Source organism: Roseibium sp. Sym1, from assembly GCF_027359675.1.
Taxonomy (GTDB): Bacteria; Pseudomonadota; Alphaproteobacteria; order Rhizobiales; family Stappiaceae; genus Roseibium.
The window spans coordinates 173,774-192,102 of the sequence record NZ_CP114787.1 but is presented as its reverse complement, the minus strand read 5'-3'; the positions used below and the strand labels follow the sequence as shown (position 1 = coordinate 192,102).

Below are 18,329 nucleotides of genomic sequence, written 5' to 3'. Positions count from 1 at the left end.
TGTCAAAGCTGTTTAGAAACGCGACGTCGCTAGCCCGATAGAAATGCGACAGTCAGACTTTGCCGCTCGCTGAAGCGGCCAGCCCCCGATCCGACCGGCTGGGCCGGGTTGCAAGGGAGGTGAGGGGGCGGGTGATTGAGGACCTATTCGGACTTTGTCAGCCCGAACTCGTAATGCGGGCCATCTTGAAAGATTTTGAAGGTGCATAGCATCTTGGAATGAACGATTTGAGTTCATTCGTAGAATTCTCTTTGCCCAACTCTGCAATCGGCTGAAGTCCAATCTGATGCCGAAACGGTCACTAAATGTGGTCCGGCCGAAGCGACTTCCAAAATGAGCTTGCGCTTAATCCCTGCAACGAGACCGTCCGTGTTGCGAACTGGAAAGGCGAATGCGCCAGGACCGCCAATAACACAGCTCTCAAAATAGCGCATGAGTTCCACCTCACCGGATATCTCCGACGGAGCGGGATTGAGAAGCAAAGGCAGCGCGTTGATCGTAATCCCCTCAGCGATCACGGCGTCACGAGTTGGCACGATGTATGGCCCAGTAGTATTCGGCCCGTCGCCGGAAACATCGATGACTTTGCGCATGGCCTGATAGGACGATTTCGAGAGGAGCGATGCCGAAAAAAGCAATGCTTTGGAAATGGAAGTGTCGGTTCCTCCTGTCAGCGGCTTGGCCGCAAGGTCATCTGCGAAGCGCTGCGCTGTTTCCGAATTGTCGATTATCTGCCATGGCATAGTGAGGACTTGAAAGTCGGGTCCGGCCCATTCCACATAGGCAACGGCAATCCTGCCGGTCGCTCCAAGTTGGATCGCTGTTACAAAAAGCGGGTCTTTAATCGCAGCGACATATCCCGAGCGCTGGATTTCGAGCTCTTCACGGCTCATCGAACTCGATACGTCCACCGCCAAAACCAATTGCACATCCACCGGAATTGGTTCTGATTGAGCCCTCTGTGACTGGACAGACAGGACTGCACCTAGGGCAACGGTTAATGCGGCTGTTCGCGCCTGATAGAGGCGGTGTTTTTGCTTTTCTTTTCTGGCGGCTGTTCCTCTGGCGCGGTCGGTCATAGCGATGCTCCAAGCTGTGTCTGAATGCTATGTGGAAAAGTAACCGTGCAAGAACCAAATCGTAAGAGCAAATGCCACAACCCAGCATGCGATGATAATCGCGGCAGCGATACGGCTAACCGGTCGTTCGGCGGCAGCGGCTGCTAGTTCCCGGTGCTCCGCCATGATCTCGGGTGGAATGAGCTTAATGACGAAATAAATACCGAGCGGCAGAAGCACGACATCATCCAGGTAACCAAGTACGGGTATGAAGTCGGGGATTAGGTCAATGGGGGAAAGGGCATAGCCAGCAACGACAATGGCGAGGGCCTTCGCGTACCACGGAACACGCGGATCTCGGCTCGCGCTGCAAAGAGCAGCGACGTCGCGCTTTATGATCCGTGCCCAATCGCGAAGGTTCCAGCTCATTCGGTATTCTTGCTCGCCTGTGCTTTCTGAACGAGCGCATCCATATTATTCAGATAGCTGATTATGCGTTCATCATCCATATTGCGAGTTGACCAATATCTCAACTGCGCGCCGACTGGACTAACGAGGACGATCAGGACCAGTGCAAGACTTTCGAAGCTTATTCATAGCAAAGACGATCCAGCTGAAACTGAATGAAAATCTCAACGAAGATACCAGGCCGTCCCGTTTTCTGCGCCCGGCTGGGGCGGTTGTCCACCTGTGCTCAATACAGAAAATAGTGCATTGCAATATCCAGCTGCGCGTAGCATCACTTAGAGGATGGGACCGATATTGGCCGATCACTCCGCCGCTTCTATCCTCGCCAGCGCCTTCTTCCTTCTAGCATTCACTTCCGGATCATTCATGAAATCCGATCGGCGTCCGGGCTTGCGGCCACGCTTCTGATAGCCGTTGCTCACGCTGCCGTCCGGGATGCCGAACATGTGGTCCTTCTGACCGGCACGAGAGGGGCCATGCCGACGCCGGTGCTGCTCCCGGCCTTCCTGCATCTCGGCCACAACCGACAGAATGTCGTCCAACCGCTTGTTCTCAACAACCCTGGTTCTGTGAATTGACCGCAAGGTATCGAATGTTCTGTACGGGAGAAGGGTGCCCTCGTGCATGATCTCCAGGCGGCCGTCGGGATAGTCGCAGACGATCACCTTCTGGCGGGGCAGTGTCTTGGCGTAATCCGTCGGATCCAGAATGAAAATCACCTTCTCATAGCGTAGCGTCAGAGCCTGCGACACCGTGCGGATCTCCTTCCGGCACATGGCGCCATCCAGGTTCTCATGATCGGCCAAGGGGCGATGCATGTCCTTCGGATTGCGCGGCTCCTTGCCAAAACGGTGGTTAAAATCCGCGATGAATTCCGGAGCGAAAGCGTTGGCCTCTTCAAGCGTGTTGATACCGCGCAAACGCAATTCCTTCACCAGCCGGTCCTGAAGAGTTCTGTTGGCGCGCTCGACCCGGCCTTTGGCTTGCGGGGTGTTGGCGCAGATGATGTCGATGTTGAGCTCGTAAAGAGCGCGGCCAAATTGCGTTAGCCCGCTGGTCCGGTCCATCTCGGACGCATGTGTGGTCCGGAAAACCCCGTGTTTGTCGCTGTAGAATGCAAGCGGCTTTCCCCATTGTTCCAGATAGGCCTTAGTTGCCAGGAGGTAGTCGAAGGTGTTCTCGGATAACGCAAAACGCAGATGTAGCAGCTTGCCGGTCGCGTCGTCGATGTAGACGAGCAAGGCACATTTGGGGCCGCGGTTCTCGAGCCACCAGTGATGCGAACCATCGATCTGGACGAGTTCACCGAGGCAATCGCGCCGGCCGCGCGGCTGAAAGATCCGCTGCTTGCGTTCGCGCCGCGACTTCCAAATACCAGCTTCCGTCATCCATTGGCGCAAGGTCTCTTTGCCGACGGCAATCTGATGAAGCTCAAGCAGCTTCTCACGGGCCAGGGTTGGACCGAAGTCGTGATAATGCTCGCGCACCAGGTCGAGGACGGCATTGCGAAACTCGTCGCTGTGACGGCGGTTGCTGGGACGGCCACGCTTGCCGGAAACAAGACCAGCGGCACCGTCACGCTCGTAAGCCTGCAAGAGCCGATGGACCTGGCTCCGGCTGAGGCTCAGAAGCCTGGCAGCGTCAACGATACTCAATCTTCGATCGCGGATCTTCTGGATGGCTTCCAGCCGGTTTAGTTCATGTTGCGACATGGTGATCAAAGACATTGCAGCTCCGTCAGCGCTTAGGCGTGCCGAAGCCAGTCTTCCTTCCAACGTTGATATTGACCAGCGTCAGACGGACGGGAGGTGTCGCATCTCTAACTGGCCCAAGTGTCGCATTACTAAATGGCTGCTATAGCTAGCGACCGCATCAGACAGGTTATGGAACTCCTCATCCGAGCTGAAATACTGGGCAAAGGTCAATCGCTCATCAATGATCCATAAGTCATGTGACGCCGTAGCAACCACCTTTCGGCTGCCATCGGCCAAGGTGTTCACACGCATCGGACAGATGAAGGAGTGGAGGATGTCTTCACGCTGGTAACTGCTGTCGCGCGTGTCGTCGCGAACCTTCTCAAGTAGGATCTCGATGAAATCGAGCACGACCTTTCGCCGGACAATATACTCCGTGAGGCTTTTTTGTTCGGCTTCCTCTATCGCCTTGCCGGCAGCTTCGATCGCGTTCGCGAACGCATCTACATCGACAGTCGGCTCCTTTAGCCTCTCAAGCACTGCGCGAATCTTTTCGGCTTGACGCTGGTCTCTGCGATATCGCTCGCGTGACAGATGTCCGAAGATGGCATCATCGTTAAGCTCGCCGGACGGGAGCTTTTCCTGGAGCTCATCAACATCCCCGAAGGCTACCGATGGGTAGGATTCCGTGATTGCCTTGACGCGCGTCCGCTGGTCTTGCCGCAGTGTTTGCAGCGGTCCCGCGAGGAATTTTTCTATATGCGGTGCGCAAACGTCATTCACGATGCGTTCAAGGACAGCGTCTTCAAACTGGAATTTGGTGCGCTCCTGATTGACGTTATCGTCGAGGAATTTGCCGATCAGAACGGCATGAAACACTCTATCCTCATTGGCCCCAAAATATTTCAGCCCTAACTTGCCGTCGATCTTTTGGGAGTGGACCGTTCGATCATGAGCGATGAAATGAACGAAGTGCGAGCCTTGAAGATCTGAGCTGGCAACCTTGTCGCATTCCATGAGCGTAAGAGTCAGCGGCCCGTACTCTTCGGTCGGGATATTTTCGATCGTCTCGCGTCGATGAATGATCGAGTTGATCTCTTCAGGGTAGTGGCGGGTTTCGTCACCGCAGTGCACGGTGATGATCGGAGAGCGCTTTCCAATGAAGGTCGGCAAGAAATGCGAGGTGAAGTGCTGAAAAACATAGGCGGCGCGACCCGGGAATTTGGCGCGATAGCCATTGTCCTGGAGCGCTCCAAACTCAATCATTACGCCTGTGTTGGCATGAGTGGCTTCAACTTCGTTCTCTTCGTATTCTTGGATTTGATCCGATTGCGACAGCACGAAGCTGAACGACCTTTGCTTTTCAGTCCCATCCTCAAATGACGTACTCTTCACGCTGATCTCTTCAAAACAATCGAGCCACAAGAGACGTCCGACACCCTTCCCTCCACGCGCAATTTTGTTGTCGGTGTCTGTTGTCGTAAAGGCATCATAGTTCTTTCCATCCAGTCCGACGCCGTTGTCCTCGACGATAATCCTTTCGGGTGCCTGACGACCTTCCATGGTCAGCGTGACGATGATCTTCCCCCCAGTTGCGACCTTGTCCTTAAATCGATCCTGTGTACTGTGAATCGAATTACTGACCGCCTCAAAAAGAGGCTGCATAGCATCGGCGGCGTTGGCCGGTTTTGGCAGCCGATCAATTCTTTTAACCAAGTTCGATTTTAAAGATGGCATCCTTCATCCCCCAACTAAAAGCGAACATAGACGGTGAGTTTTTCTTGGTCCATCGTCAAACCAGTGAACATCAGAGTATCCCCCACGCTCGGTAGCGCCCCCTGCCCGTTATCTCGCGCACTCCTAGTTCGCTGATCAGGTTCAAGGCCCCACGCGAAGTAATTCTCGCAGTCTTAGCGACCATATGCGCGGACACGATCGGGCGCGACAAGAACAGGTCAATGGCGACCGGAAGGCTGCTCGTCGACCGCTTGTCCAGAGCCTTCCGCTCAAGCTGCCGTTTCGCTAGTGCCAGCCGGTCGATGTCCTTCATCCCGGCCGCGGCGGCCGCGCTCATCGCGTCGAGATAAGCGACAAGCCGCGACGTTCGATCGCGGGCACGGCGACGCTCGCGGGGAATCTCTCGAAGCCCGACCGCGAACGTCAACAAGTGTGATCGGACCTTACCGCGCAATCGCAGGTAATCCGAAACAAGCAACAGTCCGAGCCAGTGCTGGCGCTGCAGGGGTTCGAGATGTTCCCAGGCATCCCAAAGAACCGCTGCGGCCAGCGTGGCCGGAAGCCGCTCGACCTTCTTGGCCAGTTCGAGCCATTCGCCAATCCGCTCGCCTTCATCCCAATCCGGATCGCGAATGAGCAGCTCACCGATACTGTACGCGGGTTCTCGCTTCTTTTGTTCGACGGCCGCATTGCCATCGACCAGCCATTGGGTGCGAGCGAGGACGTCATCGATCTCGGCCAACTCGGGAGACAGTGGTTCGTGATGGATCAAGTCGAGCTCGACCCCCTCCCCTCCCCTGTCGACGGGTTCGGCTTCGACGGAGGTCTCTTCCGCGACACCGGCCAACGCCATGATCCCTGACCGCGAAACCGCCCAGCCGGGATCGTTCCTCGAGACCCGGCGCCGCGCCCTCACAATGCGGTGCGCGATGACGAGCTCGTGGCTGGGCGCGCGAATGTCCATCTGTGCGTCGTGGAGAACAAGGTCCTCGAGATGGACGAGTTCGCCGCCGATCCACATACTGGAGACGGAATCAAAAAAGTCGGCGCGCTCGGCAAAGCCGGCCCCAACCTCGGACCGGGCGACCCGCTCATCAAGCCGGGCAAGCGCATCCTCCGCGGCCGCAATCGGCCCCAGAAGGGTCTCATGGGTCAATTTTCCGATATCATAAACCATTGATAACACGGCGCTTCAATTATCATACGGAAGTTAACACGCTTCTTGCTTCCGTCACACCGGTAATTCTTCAGCCCCTCTATATGTAAAGAACGCTGCGGCCTTCGGGATTGAACAGAGACCCGGCAATCGGCGCTCCGATCGACGAGAGAGCCTGTTTTCCCGGGGTTTTTGGCGCTTTCAGATGTTAGAAAGGCACTCAAGAGACGTTTACAAATGATCAGTTATCGGTATCTTCTATGTTTGGAAAACCGGCTCTCGATCATCTCCCAGGCGCTGCAAATGGCCGCTGACACCCAGAATCGCACGTCTCGTCGACCACAGGGACGGCTAATCGGCTATGCGCGCGTCTCTACGGACGAGCAGGCGACCCAGGCGCAGGAAATGGAGCTGCGGTCGGCCGGCTGCGAAATGATCGTCGAGGAACACGGTTCCGGAGCTTCTCGCGCCCGTCCTGCCCTCTCACGGCTTGTTCAGGACATCGGTGCCGGCGACACGCTCGTCGTGGTGCGGCTCGATCGCCTGGCACGATCCGTCAGCCATCTGCTGGATGTCATCGAAGACCTGACGGCAAAGGGTGCGCATTTTCGATCGCTGAGGGATCCGATCGACACCAGCACGCCCCAAGGCATGTTCTCGCTGCAAGTGCTCGGCGCCGTGGCCCAGCTCGAGCGGGCGTTGATTTCCGAGCGCACCAAGGCCGGGATCCAGGCGGCTAAGGCGAAAGGTCGTCTCCCTGGCAATCCTGGCATCCGCGAGCGCCGGCCGGAGATGCTCTCGAAGATGAAGTTGGCGCAGAAAGCGGCCTATGGGGCACGCCTTCAGGCCACGGCCTCACAATGGCTTCCAACGGTGAAGCGGATGCGGCCGGACCACACCTGGGACGACATCGCCCGTGTTCTCAAACAGCGCGGTTTCGACTGGACGCCGGAACGCCTGCGTCGGGCAGTCAAATGGATGGTCTCGGAAGGTATGGCCGATGCGTCGCTTTTGCGGAAATCGCCGCCGCGGCCGGCCGAGGACCGGTTGATGACCCTGGTCGCCGGGATCCATTCGTCCAATCCGGATCTCACACTGCGCGAAATCGCCAACCAGCTAGAGCGCTTGCACGAACGCACGCCGCGCGGAGGAACGAAATGGGCGCCCTCTTCCGTGAAAAACCTCCTTGATCGCGCAAAACGCAGCGGCCTGATCGACGCTGTCGAGACAGAAATGCCGGGGTGAACAATAAGCGCGAACGCAATACAAATCGCGCATCTCGAGCCTAGCCAAAACATGGCAAACAAACCGTAAAGCCTGGAGCGCACGCGCATGGAAACAGAGACGCTGATCATCAACAGCCGCGAGGACTTTGCGCAATGGGCCATGGACCGCGCCAATGGCATCATTGTGGAGCAGGGTTCGAGCCTCGCCACAGCCGCCCGGACAGGCGACGAAAGCCGGATTGCCGATGCGGCAAACGCCCTCGGTCAGACGATCGTAGACGCCCTGCTCGATGCTTTCGACTGTCTTGTCGATACCGACTGACGCACCGGCCCTCTTGCCCCGATCCACGTCATGAATCCCACTTCTTCATCGACTGGCGAAGAGCATCAGACATCTCATAGCCCCCTTCCCGGCCCGCTCCCGTGGCCGGCGCTTTAGCAGCCGCCTTGTCCGCTTCAAGCTTCGCGTTTAACAGCGCCATAATCATCGGCCAGGCCGAGAACTTCCCTTCCCGCGCCTTGTCGGTCAGGCTACGCAAATAGCCGCCGGGACTATTGATCTGTTCGTTGCGCTGATAAATCGCGGCGAGCGTAATCGTGGCATGTTGGTCGCCGAGAACCTCGCAGGCCTCCCGCCATGCGCTCGGGCTGATCCCAAGCATCACGCGGCCCACCTCCGCGGCCGCAATAAAGTCTCGCCAGTTGCGGATTTCACCATCCTTCGCCAGCTGTCGCCAATCGCTACACGCATCCAGCACGATACCCAAAGGCAACTCCCGCTTCGGCAAGCTCCGCAGGTTGCTGTTTTCCTCGGCGGTGCCGCTCGCTTCTTCTCTTTTTCGAGAGCCTTGTTCAGATTCAGATTTGGAGTCTGGGTTTGAATTCTGTTTGTGGCGCTCAGAATGAGACTCATTGGCGCTCATATTTTGTGATTTTGTGAATGATTCTAGCACTTCATTCACTTCCGCCCAGAGCAGCTCCAGATCTTCGCAGATGGTCTCCAGAACCTGGCGCGGCGCCGTCCGTGGCAGCTTGGCCATGATATCCTGATAAGTGCGCGTCATCAGGCCCCAATTGCCCGGTACGCTCTCCTCAAGGCCGGCGTCGATCATCTTGACGATATCCCGGCGCAATAGCGTCAGGCGCTCTCTCACGGCCTTGTAAGCGCGTTTTTCGGCCTGGACGGCTTCAGCGAGTTCCGCGAACTCTTCGGCGCGCGCGACGATCGGCGAGAGATCGAAACCATAGGCCTGCTCGACTTGGCCGCCCCTACCCCTGCGCGCGAACCGCTTACCATTGGGACTGTCGCGGCGGATAATCAGCCCACAGTCGACCAGGCAGCTCAGATGTCGTCTAAGGGTCGCCGGCGACATGCCATTGGCCCGAGCGGTCAATTGCTCATTGGAGGGCCATACGATCAGCTCGCCTTCGGCCGTAAGCTCATTCTCCGGATGGAAGGACAAGAGCGCATTGAGGATCGCCAAAGCGCGATCGGTGGCACCCAGTGGCTCCTTGGCATCGCGGATCGTGTGGAAGACCTTCCATTTCTCGACCGTCGCACCTTCTCGTATGGATTTCGCGGCGACTTGGCTTGCCATTTGGCCAAGCGTCATCGCCCGGCGCCCAAAGGGCGTCGTTGCAATATGCGTCTGCATTTTCTTTCACCTATCGCTAGGCAATAGAAAACTGCTCGCCGAAAAGGCGCTCATGGCTCAAAAGAGCCTTGACTGTGATTCTCGGAAGTGCGATTCTCTAGCTGCTGAGACTAAAGAAGGGGCTTCCGGAAGCGATTTCGGCGGCCTTTTTCTTTGCCGGGTTTCCTTTTCGCCGGAAATTCCGGCCGTTGATTCAGTCGCGGCCCTCCTCTCTGCTGGATTGAAATTCTCGATAAAGGTCGTCGAGTTGCGCAGAGACAAACCGCGCAAACTCCGGAACGACCTTGTCTTCGAAAGTGAGCGTCGTTCGGCCGTTGCGGTCCTCTATCTTGGCCGCACGCTTTCCGGTTGGCGTTTTCCAGATATTCGAGCTTGCGGGTTTCTTCCCCGTCTTCTTGGGCTCAACCGCGCGCAGAACAGCCTGAAACCGCACGTCGCTATTGGCTCCGGCGATCTTTTCATCGCTGAAGATAGTATCCGCCTCGAAGGAATCTCCGGCATGCTCGAGCCCGTCAGCCAGCTTGAGCCAGCGCGCACGGCCGGCCTTTGGTGCTGGTCCGATGCGTTTCACCAAGTGTTCCGGGACGCGGCGTGCCACAGCTATGTATCTGCTGACGTCAGCCTTGTCCGAACACAACGCCGAGACAATTGTCGACCGATCGCAGCCGGAGTCTTCCAGATTTTTGGCAAAGAACGCCTTCTCTATGAATGAGAGATCTTCGCGATCAAGGTTTTCACGACCTTGTGCGACGATCAGTTCCTGGTCTGTGAGCTTTCGGATTATGGCCCGCACCGGCCGGTTGAGCATCTTCGCGGCTTTTAGCCTGCGGCGACCATATGCGATCTGGAATCGCCCTTGTCCCGCAGGACTTGGCCGAACGAGAATTGGGACCTGCTGCCCATTGTCTGAAATGGACTGCACGAGCTCGTCAAAGGCCGGATCAACATCAGTCGGGATGCGATCTGCTATAGGAGACTGTTCGATCGTATCGGGTTCGATTTCAACGACGACATCGCCTTTCTCGAGCTGCTCCTGCAGCCGGGTCGCCAGCTTGGCGCCATCGGTCATCTGCTTCAGGGACGTTCCCATCGCCGATATAGCGCCGGTGCGTACGCGCTCCGACGGCTTCTCGCTTTCGCCAGCAGCCGGCTCCGGCTTCTTGAGATAGAGGGAGTTGATTGCGTCTTTTCGGCTCATGAGTGCACACCCGAGTTTGGCCATCCGCTTCGGGGCAGGGGGCTTGTTGGGAGCTCCCAACAACTCTGTATTTGGACAGTTGCTCCGACAGTGCGCCGAATGTGTTGGGAGCTCCCAACAACCGCAGCAGTTGGCTCCTTACTTCGGAAAACACGTCGCGTGTTGGGAGCTCCCAACACGCTCGCATCAGAGAGGCAGGCCGCGTTCGTCATGACCGCCCCCAGGCAGCACGCATCAGCTCTTCGATCTCACCGTTCACGGCGCTCACGGACTCCATTGCACGATCGTATGTGCTTCTCGTCAGGTTGCCCGGCCCGATCTCGTATAGCGTCTGTTTCGTCAGGCCAGCGTCGGAAATCGCGGCTGACTTGACCATCGGGTTGGTGAGAACATGGTCATCGAAAAGATTACGAAGCAGCGCAACCACTTTCGTCTGTGGAGCGTCTTGCGGCTCGTAGCGCGTCAGCAAATATCGGACGAAGTCGAACTTCAGCTGTCCTCCAGCGTCACGAACCACCCCAAGCAAGTCACGGGTCATCAGAAGGAATTGGCTCATCGATGATACGTCCAGCATCTGCGGGTGAACCGTGACAATCATCGACGTAGCAGCACAAAGGCCGCTGAGGGTCAGGAACCCGAGCTGAGGAGGGCAATCGATAACCACAACATCATAGTCATCAGCTACGTCGTCGAGGGCACTTGCGATCCGCGCGAAGAAGATCGCCCCGCCGTCGGACGCACTTCCATCGGCGAGAGCTTTCGGCGTCGTATGTTCGAACTCCATGAGTTCGAGATTGCCGGGAACGAGATCGAGACCATCGAAATACGTGTTGCGTATAACATCACTTAGTGGCCGACGATCTTCGTCATATCGGATCGCCGCGTACAGCGTCTCGTTATGGCCGACATTCAATTCGGGGAGAACACCCAAGAGCGCGGACAGGCTCGCTTGAGGATCAAGGTCAACAGCGAGCACGCGATACCCCTGAAGCGCCAGGTACTGAGCGAGGTGCGCGGAGGTGGTGGTCTTGCCTGAGCCGCCCTTAAAATTGGTAACGGCGAGTACCTGGAGATGCTCGTTCTCCCGCCGATGCGGAACGAACTCGATCGCCTCGCGTCCACGGGCGTTTCTCGCGAATATCCGCCGTATCTCGTTTATGTCTGAGAGGGAGTACAGGCGTCGCCCGTTTGTCGTTGTCTCCGGTTGCGGACCTTCACCGGCCAATGACATCTTACGCAGTGTCGAATCCGAAACGTCGATCAATTTCGCCGCTTCGCCCGAAGTGAATTTTCGAAGCGCCTTGCTTGCCGCAGGAGGGAAAAGCGCTTCGCTGATGCTATGCAACTGCGAGCCGAGGAGTTCAGCGTGAGCGCCGATTACATCGTCGACATCAGGAAGGTCTGATCTGTTAATCTGCATCGGAGCGTTCACGCTAATCTCTTCAATCACGGTTATTTCGCAGAACGGGCGAATTTCCGTGATCATACCCAGGAAGCGTGGCCCAGCAAGATTATTTTGGTTAACGAGCCCTTAACACGAGTCGGCTGCAAATCCGAAAGTCGCTACCAAGAGGGCTATTTTCCTTTTATCTTTCATACTGTTATCGCAGAACTCGTAAAAACGTCGCCAGATTCTTTCCCCGGCATATTTGCCGGGGCCCATCGATAAATCTTCCGATCGGCAAACATCGACAAGCCGAGATTCGCAGAATTCCGCCAATTTCGAACCCGACTCAGCAAAGTGAGTCGCCTCAAAGCCCCAGCCAGAAACCGTTCCAGCGCCAATCGAGGCACGATCCCGGCAGAACTGCCGGGATGACCGATTCCATCTCATGCATCAAAAGCCACAACTCACCTTTGAGTAGCAGTGGCGGATGTGATGCAAACCTTGTTTGGTCGAAATGACGGTGCCCGGATTGCACCGAGAGGAGAGACGCAATGACTGCGTCGTCCTCCCGGTCACGGCTGATCCGCAAGCTGCGCGATGCCCTCGGCGAGACGATCTGCGCCGCGCTCGAAGACGCCGATGTCGTCGAGGTGATGCTCAATCCGGACGGACGGCTCTTCATCGAACGGCTGGGGGAGGGGATCGCGCGCATTGGTGAGCTCAAGCCCGGAGCTGCCGAGATCATCATCGGCAGCGTCGCCCATGCGCTGCAGACGGAGGTCGATGAGGAGCAGCCGATCATCTCAGGCGAGTTGCCGATCGACGGCCATCGCTTCGAAGGCCTCTTGCCGCCGGTCGTGAGCGCACCGAGCTTCACGATCCGCCGACGTGCCTCGCGGCTGATCCCGCTGTCGGACTATGTGTCGGGCGGCGTCATGACCAAGCTGCAGGCCAGCCTGATCCGTCACGCAGTCCATGATCGGCTGAACATTGTTGTCTCGGGTGGCACCGGGTCGGGCAAGACGACCCTGGCCAACGCGGTGATCGCCGAGATCGTCAGCGAGACGCCAGCGCACCGTCTGCTTATCCTCGAGGACACGGCCGAGATCCAGTGCGCGGCGGAGAACGCGGTTTGCCTGCACACGACGGACACAGTCGACATGGGTCGGCTACTCAAGAGCACGATGCGTCTTCGGCCAGACCGGATCATTGTGGGCGAGGTTCGGGACGGTGCAGCGCTGACGCTCCTGAAGGCTTGGAACACCGGTCACCCGGGCGGGATTACGACAATCCACGCAAACAACGCGCACTCCGCCCTCAGGCGCCTCGAGCAGCTCACCGCAGAAGCGAGCCAACAGCCAATGCGCGAGGTCATCGCGGAAGCGGTCGATCTCGTCGTTTCCATCGAACGCACCGCCACAGGTCGCCGTGTCCGCGATGTGATGCGGCTCAGAGGCTTCGACGGTGCGACTTACGAAACCGAACATCACGCACAGATCGATGAGGACAGCCATGCCGCATAAGTTCCGCCGCCCCGTAACTATGGGGCTCTTGATTGCCGTCGCCTGCGCCGCCGCAACGCCGGCGCTTGCCAGCTCCGGCGGCAGCCTGCCCTGGGAAGGGCCTTTGCAGACGATCCAGGAATCGATCACGGGGCCGGTGGCGGGCTTCATCGCCCTTGCCGCCGTCGCGGTCGCCGGCGGCATGCTGATCTTCGGCGGCGAGCTCAACGATTTCGCGCGACGGCTGATGTATGTCGTGCTCGTCGCCGGCATCCTGCTTGGCGCAACGCAGATCGTTGGTCTGTTCGGCGCATCGGGCGCCTCGATTGATCTCCCTGGTCAGGCGGACCTGAGTGCGGCGGGGGAGGGGAGCGATGGCTGAATCCGTTGCTCCCCTCGCTACCGCGCGGATCCATCGCGCGCTGTCGCGGCCGAACCATCTGATGGGCGCGGACCGCGAGCTCGTGCTCGTGACCGGTCTGGCGACGGTCATCCTGATCTTCGTCGTGCTGACCTGGTTCTCGGTGTTGCTGGGCATTGCGATCTGGATCAGCGTTGTCGGCGTGCTGCGCATCATGGCGAAAGCCGACCCGATGATGCGGCAGGTCTATCTGCGCCACATCGGATACCGGCCGAGCTATCGGCCGACATCGTCACCCTGGCGGAGGTACTGACCGACCATGGTGGCCCTCAAGCAATTCCGGAACTCAAAACCGTCCTTTTCCGACCTGTTGCCCTATGCCGGTCTGGTTGCCGACGGGGTCATCCTGTTGAAGGACGGTTCGCTGATGGCCGGATGGTATTTCGCCGGGCCGGATTCAGAGAGCTCCACCAATATCGAGCGCAACGAGGTCTCGCGGCAGATCAACGCCGTCCTCTCGCGGCTCGGGTCGGGCTGGATGATCCAGGTCGAGGCGGTTCGCGTCCCCACAACGGCCTATCCCGCGCGCGAGGATTGCCATTTCCCCGACCCGGTGACCCGCGCCATCGACGAGCAGCGTCGCGACCATTTCATGGCCGAGCGCGGCCACTACGAAAGCCAGCATGCGCTGATCCTGACCTATCGGCCGCCGGAGCCGCGCCGTTCGGCCATGGCCCGTTACGTCTATTCGGACGAAGGAAGTCGGTCGCAAACCTATGCCGACGGGGTGCTGACCTCTTTCCAGACCTCGATCCGGGAGGTCGAACAATATCTCGGTAATGTTCTGATGATCCGCCGCATGGTCACGCGGACGGTCGTTCATCCGGAGAGCGGCGACGAAGCGCGCTACGACGAACTCTTCCAGTTCATCCGGTTCTGCATTTTCGGCGGGAACTATCCGGTCAGACTGCCGGCAATCCCGATGTATCTCGACTGGCTGGTGACGGCCGAATTCCATCACGGGCTCTCGCCCATGGTCGATGGCAGCTATCTCGCCGTCGTCGGCATCGACGGGTTTCCGGCCGAGAGCTGGCCCGGCATCCTCAATTCGCTCGACCTGATGCCGTTGACCTATCGCTGGTCAAGCCGGTTCATTTTCCTTGACGACCAGGAAGCGCGGCAAAAACTCGAGCGCACCCGCAAGAAGTGGCAGCAAAAGGTACGTCCCTTCTTCGATCAGCTCTTTCAGACCCAGAGCCGTTCGGTCGACCAGGACGCCATGACCATGGTCGCCGAGACCGAGGACGCGATCGCCGCGGCATCATCTCAACTCGTTGCCTATGGCTATTATACGCCCGTCATCGTGATGTTCGACACGGATGAAGCCCGTTTGCGCGATCAGGCAGAGGCCGTCCGGAGGCTCATCCAGGCGGAAGGCTTCGGCGCCCGCATCGAAACCCTCAACGCCACTGAGGCCTATCTCGGCAGCCTGCCGGGGAACAGCTACGCAAATGTCCGCGAACCGCTGATCAACACCCGCAACCTTGCCGATCTCATTCCGGTCAATTCCGTCTGGGCGGGTAGCGCCGTCGCGCCATGTCCGTTCTATCCGCCCAACGCCCCGCCGCTGATGCAGGTCGCCAGCGGCTCGTCTCCCTTCCGGTTGAATCTTCACGTCGACGACGTCGGTCACACGCTGATCTTCGGCCCGACGGGATCGGGCAAGTCGACACTGCTGGCGCTGATCGCCGCACAGTTCCGGCGCTACGAGCACGCGCAGATCTTCGCATTCGATAAGGGCAAGTCGCTCTATCCGCTGACCAGGGCCGCCAGCGGAGATCACTACGAGATCGGTGCAGGGGAGGGGACAGCGCTCGCTTTCTGCCCGCTGGCCGAGCTCTCGACGGATGGTGATCGTGCGTGGGCCGCCGAGTGGGTCGAGACGCTCGTCGCAATGCAGGGTGTGACGATCACGCCGGACCACCGCAATGCGATCGCCCGGCAGATCGGTCTCCTGGCGGACGCTCGCGGGCGCTCGCTGTCCGATTTCGTCAGTGGCGTGCAGATGCGCGAGATCAAGACCGCCCTGCAGCACTACACGGTCGACGGGCCGATGGGTCAGCTCCTCGATGCGGAAGAGGATGGTCTGACGCTTGGATCGTTCCAGACTTTCGAGGTCGAGGAACTGATGAATATGGGCGAGCGCAATCTCGTGCCCGTATTGCTCTATCTCTTCCGCCGGATCGAAAAGCGCCTCACCGGGAGCCCAAGCCTCATCGTCCTCGACGAGGCCTGGCTGATGCTCGGCCATCCGATGTTCCGCGACAAGATCAGGGAATGGCTGAAGGTGTTGCGCAAGGCCAATTGCGCGGTCGTCCTTGCCACTCAGTCGATCTCGGATGCGGAGCAGTCCGGCATCATCGATGTCTTGAAGGAGAGCTGCCCGACCAAGATTTGCCTGCCTAATGGAGCGGCGCGGGAATCGGGCACGCGCGAGTTCTACGAACGGATCGGGTTCAACGACCGGCAGATCGAAATCGTCGCCACGGCTATTCCCAAGCGCGAATACTACGTCGCCTCGCCCGAAGGCCGGCGACTTTTCGATATGTCGCTCGGGCCCGTTGCGCTCGCCTTCGTCGGGGCTTCGGGCAAGGACAATCTCAAACGCATTGATCAGCTCAGCGAGGCGCATGGCGAGGAATGGCCGGCGGCCTGGCTGGAGGAAAGGGGAGTGGATGATGCCAAGCGCATTCTCACGCACAGCTAGGATTGCGATAGCCGTAATCCTCTCAGCCTCGTCGGTCACAAGCACCCAGGCTGGCGGTGGCGGGTTCTTCGGAGCGACGGAATTCACGCAGATCCTCAACAATGGCGAGTTGGTCGGTCTCGTCGGCCAGTCGGCCGAGCAAATCCAGAATCAGGTCACCCAGATCACGCAGCTCGCCGAGCAGATCCAGAACCAGCTGAGGATCTACGAGAACATGCTGCAGAACACGCTGACGCTGCCGAGCCATGTCTGGGGCCAGGTCGAAAGCGATTTGATGCAGTTGCAGAGCCTCGTCCAGCAGGGTCAATCGATCGCCTTCTCGATGGGCAATGCCGATGACGTGCTGCGGCAGCGGTTCGAGAGCTTTGCCGATTTCAAGTCAGACCTCGCCAACGGGCAGACCTTCTCGTCGAGCTATCAGGACTGGTCCGACACCAACCGCGACACGATCGGAGCGACACTCAGGGCGGCGGGACTGACGGCCGACCAGTTCAGCTCCGAGGAATCGACGATGAGCCAGCTCCGGTCGATGTCGCAGTCCTCGGTCGGCCAGATGCAGGCGCTGCAGGTCGGCCATGAGATCGCCGCCCAGCAGGTCGCCCAGGCACAGAAGCTGCGCGGGCTCGTGTCGCAACAGGTGACGATGATGGGCACCTGGTATCAGTCCGAGCAAGCGGCAAAGGACCTCGCGCAGAATCGCCGTGAGGAGTTCTTCGATTCGACCACACCGTCGACATCCGGCGGACAGACGATGGAACCGCGCTGGTGATCAGGCTCTTCATCATCGCCATCTGCGCGATCGTCGTTGTCGTCGTCGGCATCGTTGTCTGGAACGTAACCACACAACCGGAAGCGCCGGCGGCGGCCGCCGCGCCGGAACGGCAGCACTTCGATCTCGAGGGCGGCCAGGAGATGCGACCGCGCTGGGGTAAGTCGGAAGGCGGGGCCGATGGCACGTCCGGAAACTAGGCTCGCCCTTATCCTGATCGGAGGCGTCTCTCTCTGGGCCAATCCCGCACTGGCCCAGGAAGGCAGCTTGCTGACCAGTCTCGAAAACGAGATCGCGACAGCCGCTCAGGGCTGGGAAACAACGATCCTTGACGCGGCGCGGTCTCTGTTCTGGATCCTCGCCGGCATCGAGGTCGGGATCGCCGCCGTGTGGCTGGCGATCTCGGCGGCGTCTCTCGACACCTGGTTCGCCGAGCTTGTCCGCCGCATCATGTTCATCGGTCTATTCGTCTTCATTCTCGAACAGGGTCCGGATTTTACGAAAGCGGTCGTCGACAGCCTGTTCCAGATCGGCGCCGACGGCGGTTCGGCTTCCCCCGCGAACGTGTTCAATGCAGGGCTTGAGGTCGCGAGCGCCATGTCCGCCAAGGCGCAGTTCGGCCTGTTCGAGGACAACGCGCTGGCGATCGCGGCCGTCTTCGCAATGGTCATCACGGTCATCTGCTTCAGCCTGGTCGCGGCGATCTTCGTTTCGGTCATGGTGGAGATGTATGTCGGGCTTCTGGCCGGCATGATCATGCTCGGTCTGGGAGGCTCGAGCTTCACCAAGGACTTCTCGGTCCGCTACCTGATCTATGCGTTTTCCGTCGGCATGAAGCTGATGGCGCTGGTGATGATCGCGCGGATCGGGTCTGAGGTTCTGATCAACCTCGCCAATTCGCCGACGACGGGCGACGAGTTTCTGGCGACGCTGGCGATCGCCGGCATCTCTGTCGTGGTGTTCGTCATCGCGATGTATGTCCCCAACATCGTGCAGGGCATGGTTCAGGGCGTCTCGGTCACGGGCGGAATGGAGACCATCCGTCACGGGGCCCAGGCGGCAAGCTTCGCGGCAGGCGGCGCGGCGCTGGCCGTGGGCGGGGCGCGGGCAGGGGCGGCGGCCTATTCCGATGCCCGCGCCGCCGGCAGTTCATTCGGAGGCGCGGCTCTCAAGGGCATGGCGAGCGGCATGGACGCCGCTGGCGGTGCCGCCGCCTCGGCCGCCCGCGACAAGGCGATCGGTGTTCCGGGCACGTGGGGCGCTTCGACCCTTGGACTTGCCAACGCCAAGCTTGGCCAGTCCCAAGGCCGTCCCGCCTCCCGACCGAACCGTGACGAGAAAGCGTGACAGA

17 protein-coding genes are annotated in these 18,329 nt (G+C 59.1%); 9 read left to right on the top strand and 8 right to left on the bottom strand.

What is annotated here, in order from left to right; genetic code table 11:
- Positions 1-233: 233 nt before the first annotated feature.
- The 5 genes from O6760_RS31560 to O6760_RS31540 form a co-directional block, all read right to left on the bottom strand.
- Positions 234-1,079 carry a DUF1194 domain-containing protein gene (locus O6760_RS31560; RefSeq protein ID WP_152508016.1) on the bottom strand — a complete coding sequence of 282 codons (846 nt, stop codon included), beginning with the start codon at positions 1,077-1,079 and terminating at the stop codon, positions 234-236.
- 27 nt (positions 1,080-1,106) lie between these two features.
- Positions 1,107-1,487 (bottom strand): YkvA family protein, encoded by a 381-nt coding sequence (locus O6760_RS31555; RefSeq protein ID WP_152508017.1) that lies wholly within the window; start codon positions 1,485-1,487, stop codon positions 1,107-1,109.
- A 341-nt stretch (positions 1,488-1,828) separates the two neighbouring features.
- Positions 1,829-3,253: an ISNCY family transposase gene (locus O6760_RS31550; RefSeq protein ID WP_269586403.1), complete on the bottom strand. Its 1,425-nt coding sequence runs from the start codon at positions 3,251-3,253 to the stop codon at positions 1,829-1,831.
- A 66-nt stretch (positions 3,254-3,319) separates the two neighbouring features.
- Complete coding sequence (locus O6760_RS31545; RefSeq protein ID WP_269586402.1) at positions 3,320-4,957, bottom strand: ATP-binding protein; 1,638 nt, start codon at positions 4,955-4,957, stop codon at positions 3,320-3,322.
- A 70-nt stretch (positions 4,958-5,027) separates the two neighbouring features.
- Positions 5,028-6,134, bottom strand: coding sequence for an RHE_PE00001 family protein (locus O6760_RS31540; RefSeq protein WP_269586401.1), 1,107 nt, complete (start codon positions 6,132-6,134; stop codon positions 5,028-5,030).
- A 282-nt stretch (positions 6,135-6,416) separates the two neighbouring features.
- Between O6760_RS31540 and O6760_RS31535 the strand changes: the two genes are divergently transcribed.
- Together O6760_RS31535 and O6760_RS31530 are read left to right on the top strand one after the other, a co-directional pair.
- Positions 6,417-7,358, top strand: a complete 942-nt coding sequence (locus O6760_RS31535) for a recombinase family protein (RefSeq protein ID WP_209181187.1) — start codon at positions 6,417-6,419, stop codon at positions 7,356-7,358.
- Between the two features lie 87 nt (positions 7,359-7,445).
- Positions 7,446-7,661 carry a hypothetical protein gene (locus O6760_RS31530; protein ID WP_209181188.1) on the top strand — a complete coding sequence of 72 codons (216 nt, stop codon included), beginning with the start codon at positions 7,446-7,448 and terminating at the stop codon, positions 7,659-7,661.
- 28 nt (positions 7,662-7,689) lie between these two features.
- On the opposite strand, the gene repC is transcribed toward O6760_RS31530, so the two are convergent.
- The 3 genes from repC to repA all read right to left on the bottom strand — a co-directional run bounded on the left by repC (position 7,690) and on the right by repA (position 11,612).
- Positions 7,690-8,994 carry a plasmid replication protein RepC gene (gene repC / locus O6760_RS31525; protein WP_209181189.1) on the bottom strand — a complete coding sequence of 435 codons (1,305 nt, stop codon included), beginning with the start codon at positions 8,992-8,994 and terminating at the stop codon, positions 7,690-7,692.
- 193 nt (positions 8,995-9,187) lie between these two features.
- Positions 9,188-10,192, bottom strand: coding sequence for a plasmid partitioning protein RepB (gene repB, locus O6760_RS31520; RefSeq protein WP_209181190.1), 1,005 nt, complete (start codon positions 10,190-10,192; stop codon positions 9,188-9,190).
- Between the two features lie 208 nt (positions 10,193-10,400).
- Complete coding sequence (repA, locus tag O6760_RS31515) at positions 10,401-11,612, bottom strand: plasmid partitioning protein RepA (RefSeq protein WP_209181239.1); 1,212 nt, start codon at positions 11,610-11,612, stop codon at positions 10,401-10,403.
- A gap of 518 nt (positions 11,613-12,130) precedes the next feature.
- Here repA and trbB point away from each other — a divergent pair.
- Genes trbB through trbL form a run of 7 tightly spaced genes read left to right on the top strand, consistent with a single transcriptional unit; the run spans position 12,131 to position 18,325 of the window.
- Positions 12,131-13,102, top strand: coding sequence for a P-type conjugative transfer ATPase TrbB (gene trbB, locus O6760_RS31510; RefSeq protein WP_209181191.1), 972 nt, complete (start codon positions 12,131-12,133; stop codon positions 13,100-13,102).
- On the top strand, positions 13,092-13,463 hold the full coding sequence (locus O6760_RS31505) for a TrbC/VirB2 family protein (RefSeq protein WP_209181192.1): 372 nt from the start codon (positions 13,092-13,094) through the stop codon (positions 13,461-13,463). Before trbB ends, O6760_RS31505 begins: the two co-directional genes overlap by 11 nt.
- Positions 13,456-13,755, top strand: coding sequence for a conjugal transfer protein TrbD (locus tag O6760_RS31500; RefSeq protein WP_209181193.1), 300 nt, complete (start codon positions 13,456-13,458; stop codon positions 13,753-13,755). The genes O6760_RS31505 and O6760_RS31500 overlap by 8 nt, the downstream gene beginning before the upstream one ends.
- A gap of 6 nt (positions 13,756-13,761) precedes the next feature.
- On the top strand, positions 13,762-16,209 hold the full coding sequence (locus tag O6760_RS31495) for a conjugal transfer protein TrbE (protein WP_209181194.1): 2,448 nt from the start codon (positions 13,762-13,764) through the stop codon (positions 16,207-16,209).
- The gene (gene trbJ / locus O6760_RS31490; RefSeq protein WP_209181240.1) at positions 16,181-16,978 is read left to right on the top strand and encodes a P-type conjugative transfer protein TrbJ; all 798 of its coding nucleotides are present in this window, start codon (positions 16,181-16,183) and stop codon (positions 16,976-16,978) included. The genes O6760_RS31495 and trbJ overlap by 29 nt, the downstream gene beginning before the upstream one ends.
- Positions 16,975-17,178, top strand: a complete 204-nt coding sequence (locus O6760_RS31485; protein ID WP_209181195.1) for a hypothetical protein — start codon at positions 16,975-16,977, stop codon at positions 17,176-17,178. The genes trbJ and O6760_RS31485 overlap by 4 nt, the downstream gene beginning before the upstream one ends.
- Positions 17,159-18,325, top strand: a complete 1,167-nt coding sequence (gene trbL, locus O6760_RS31480) for a P-type conjugative transfer protein TrbL (RefSeq protein ID WP_209181196.1) — start codon at positions 17,159-17,161, stop codon at positions 18,323-18,325. Before O6760_RS31485 ends, trbL begins: the two co-directional genes overlap by 20 nt.
- The last annotated feature ends 4 nt before the right edge of the window (positions 18,326-18,329 follow it).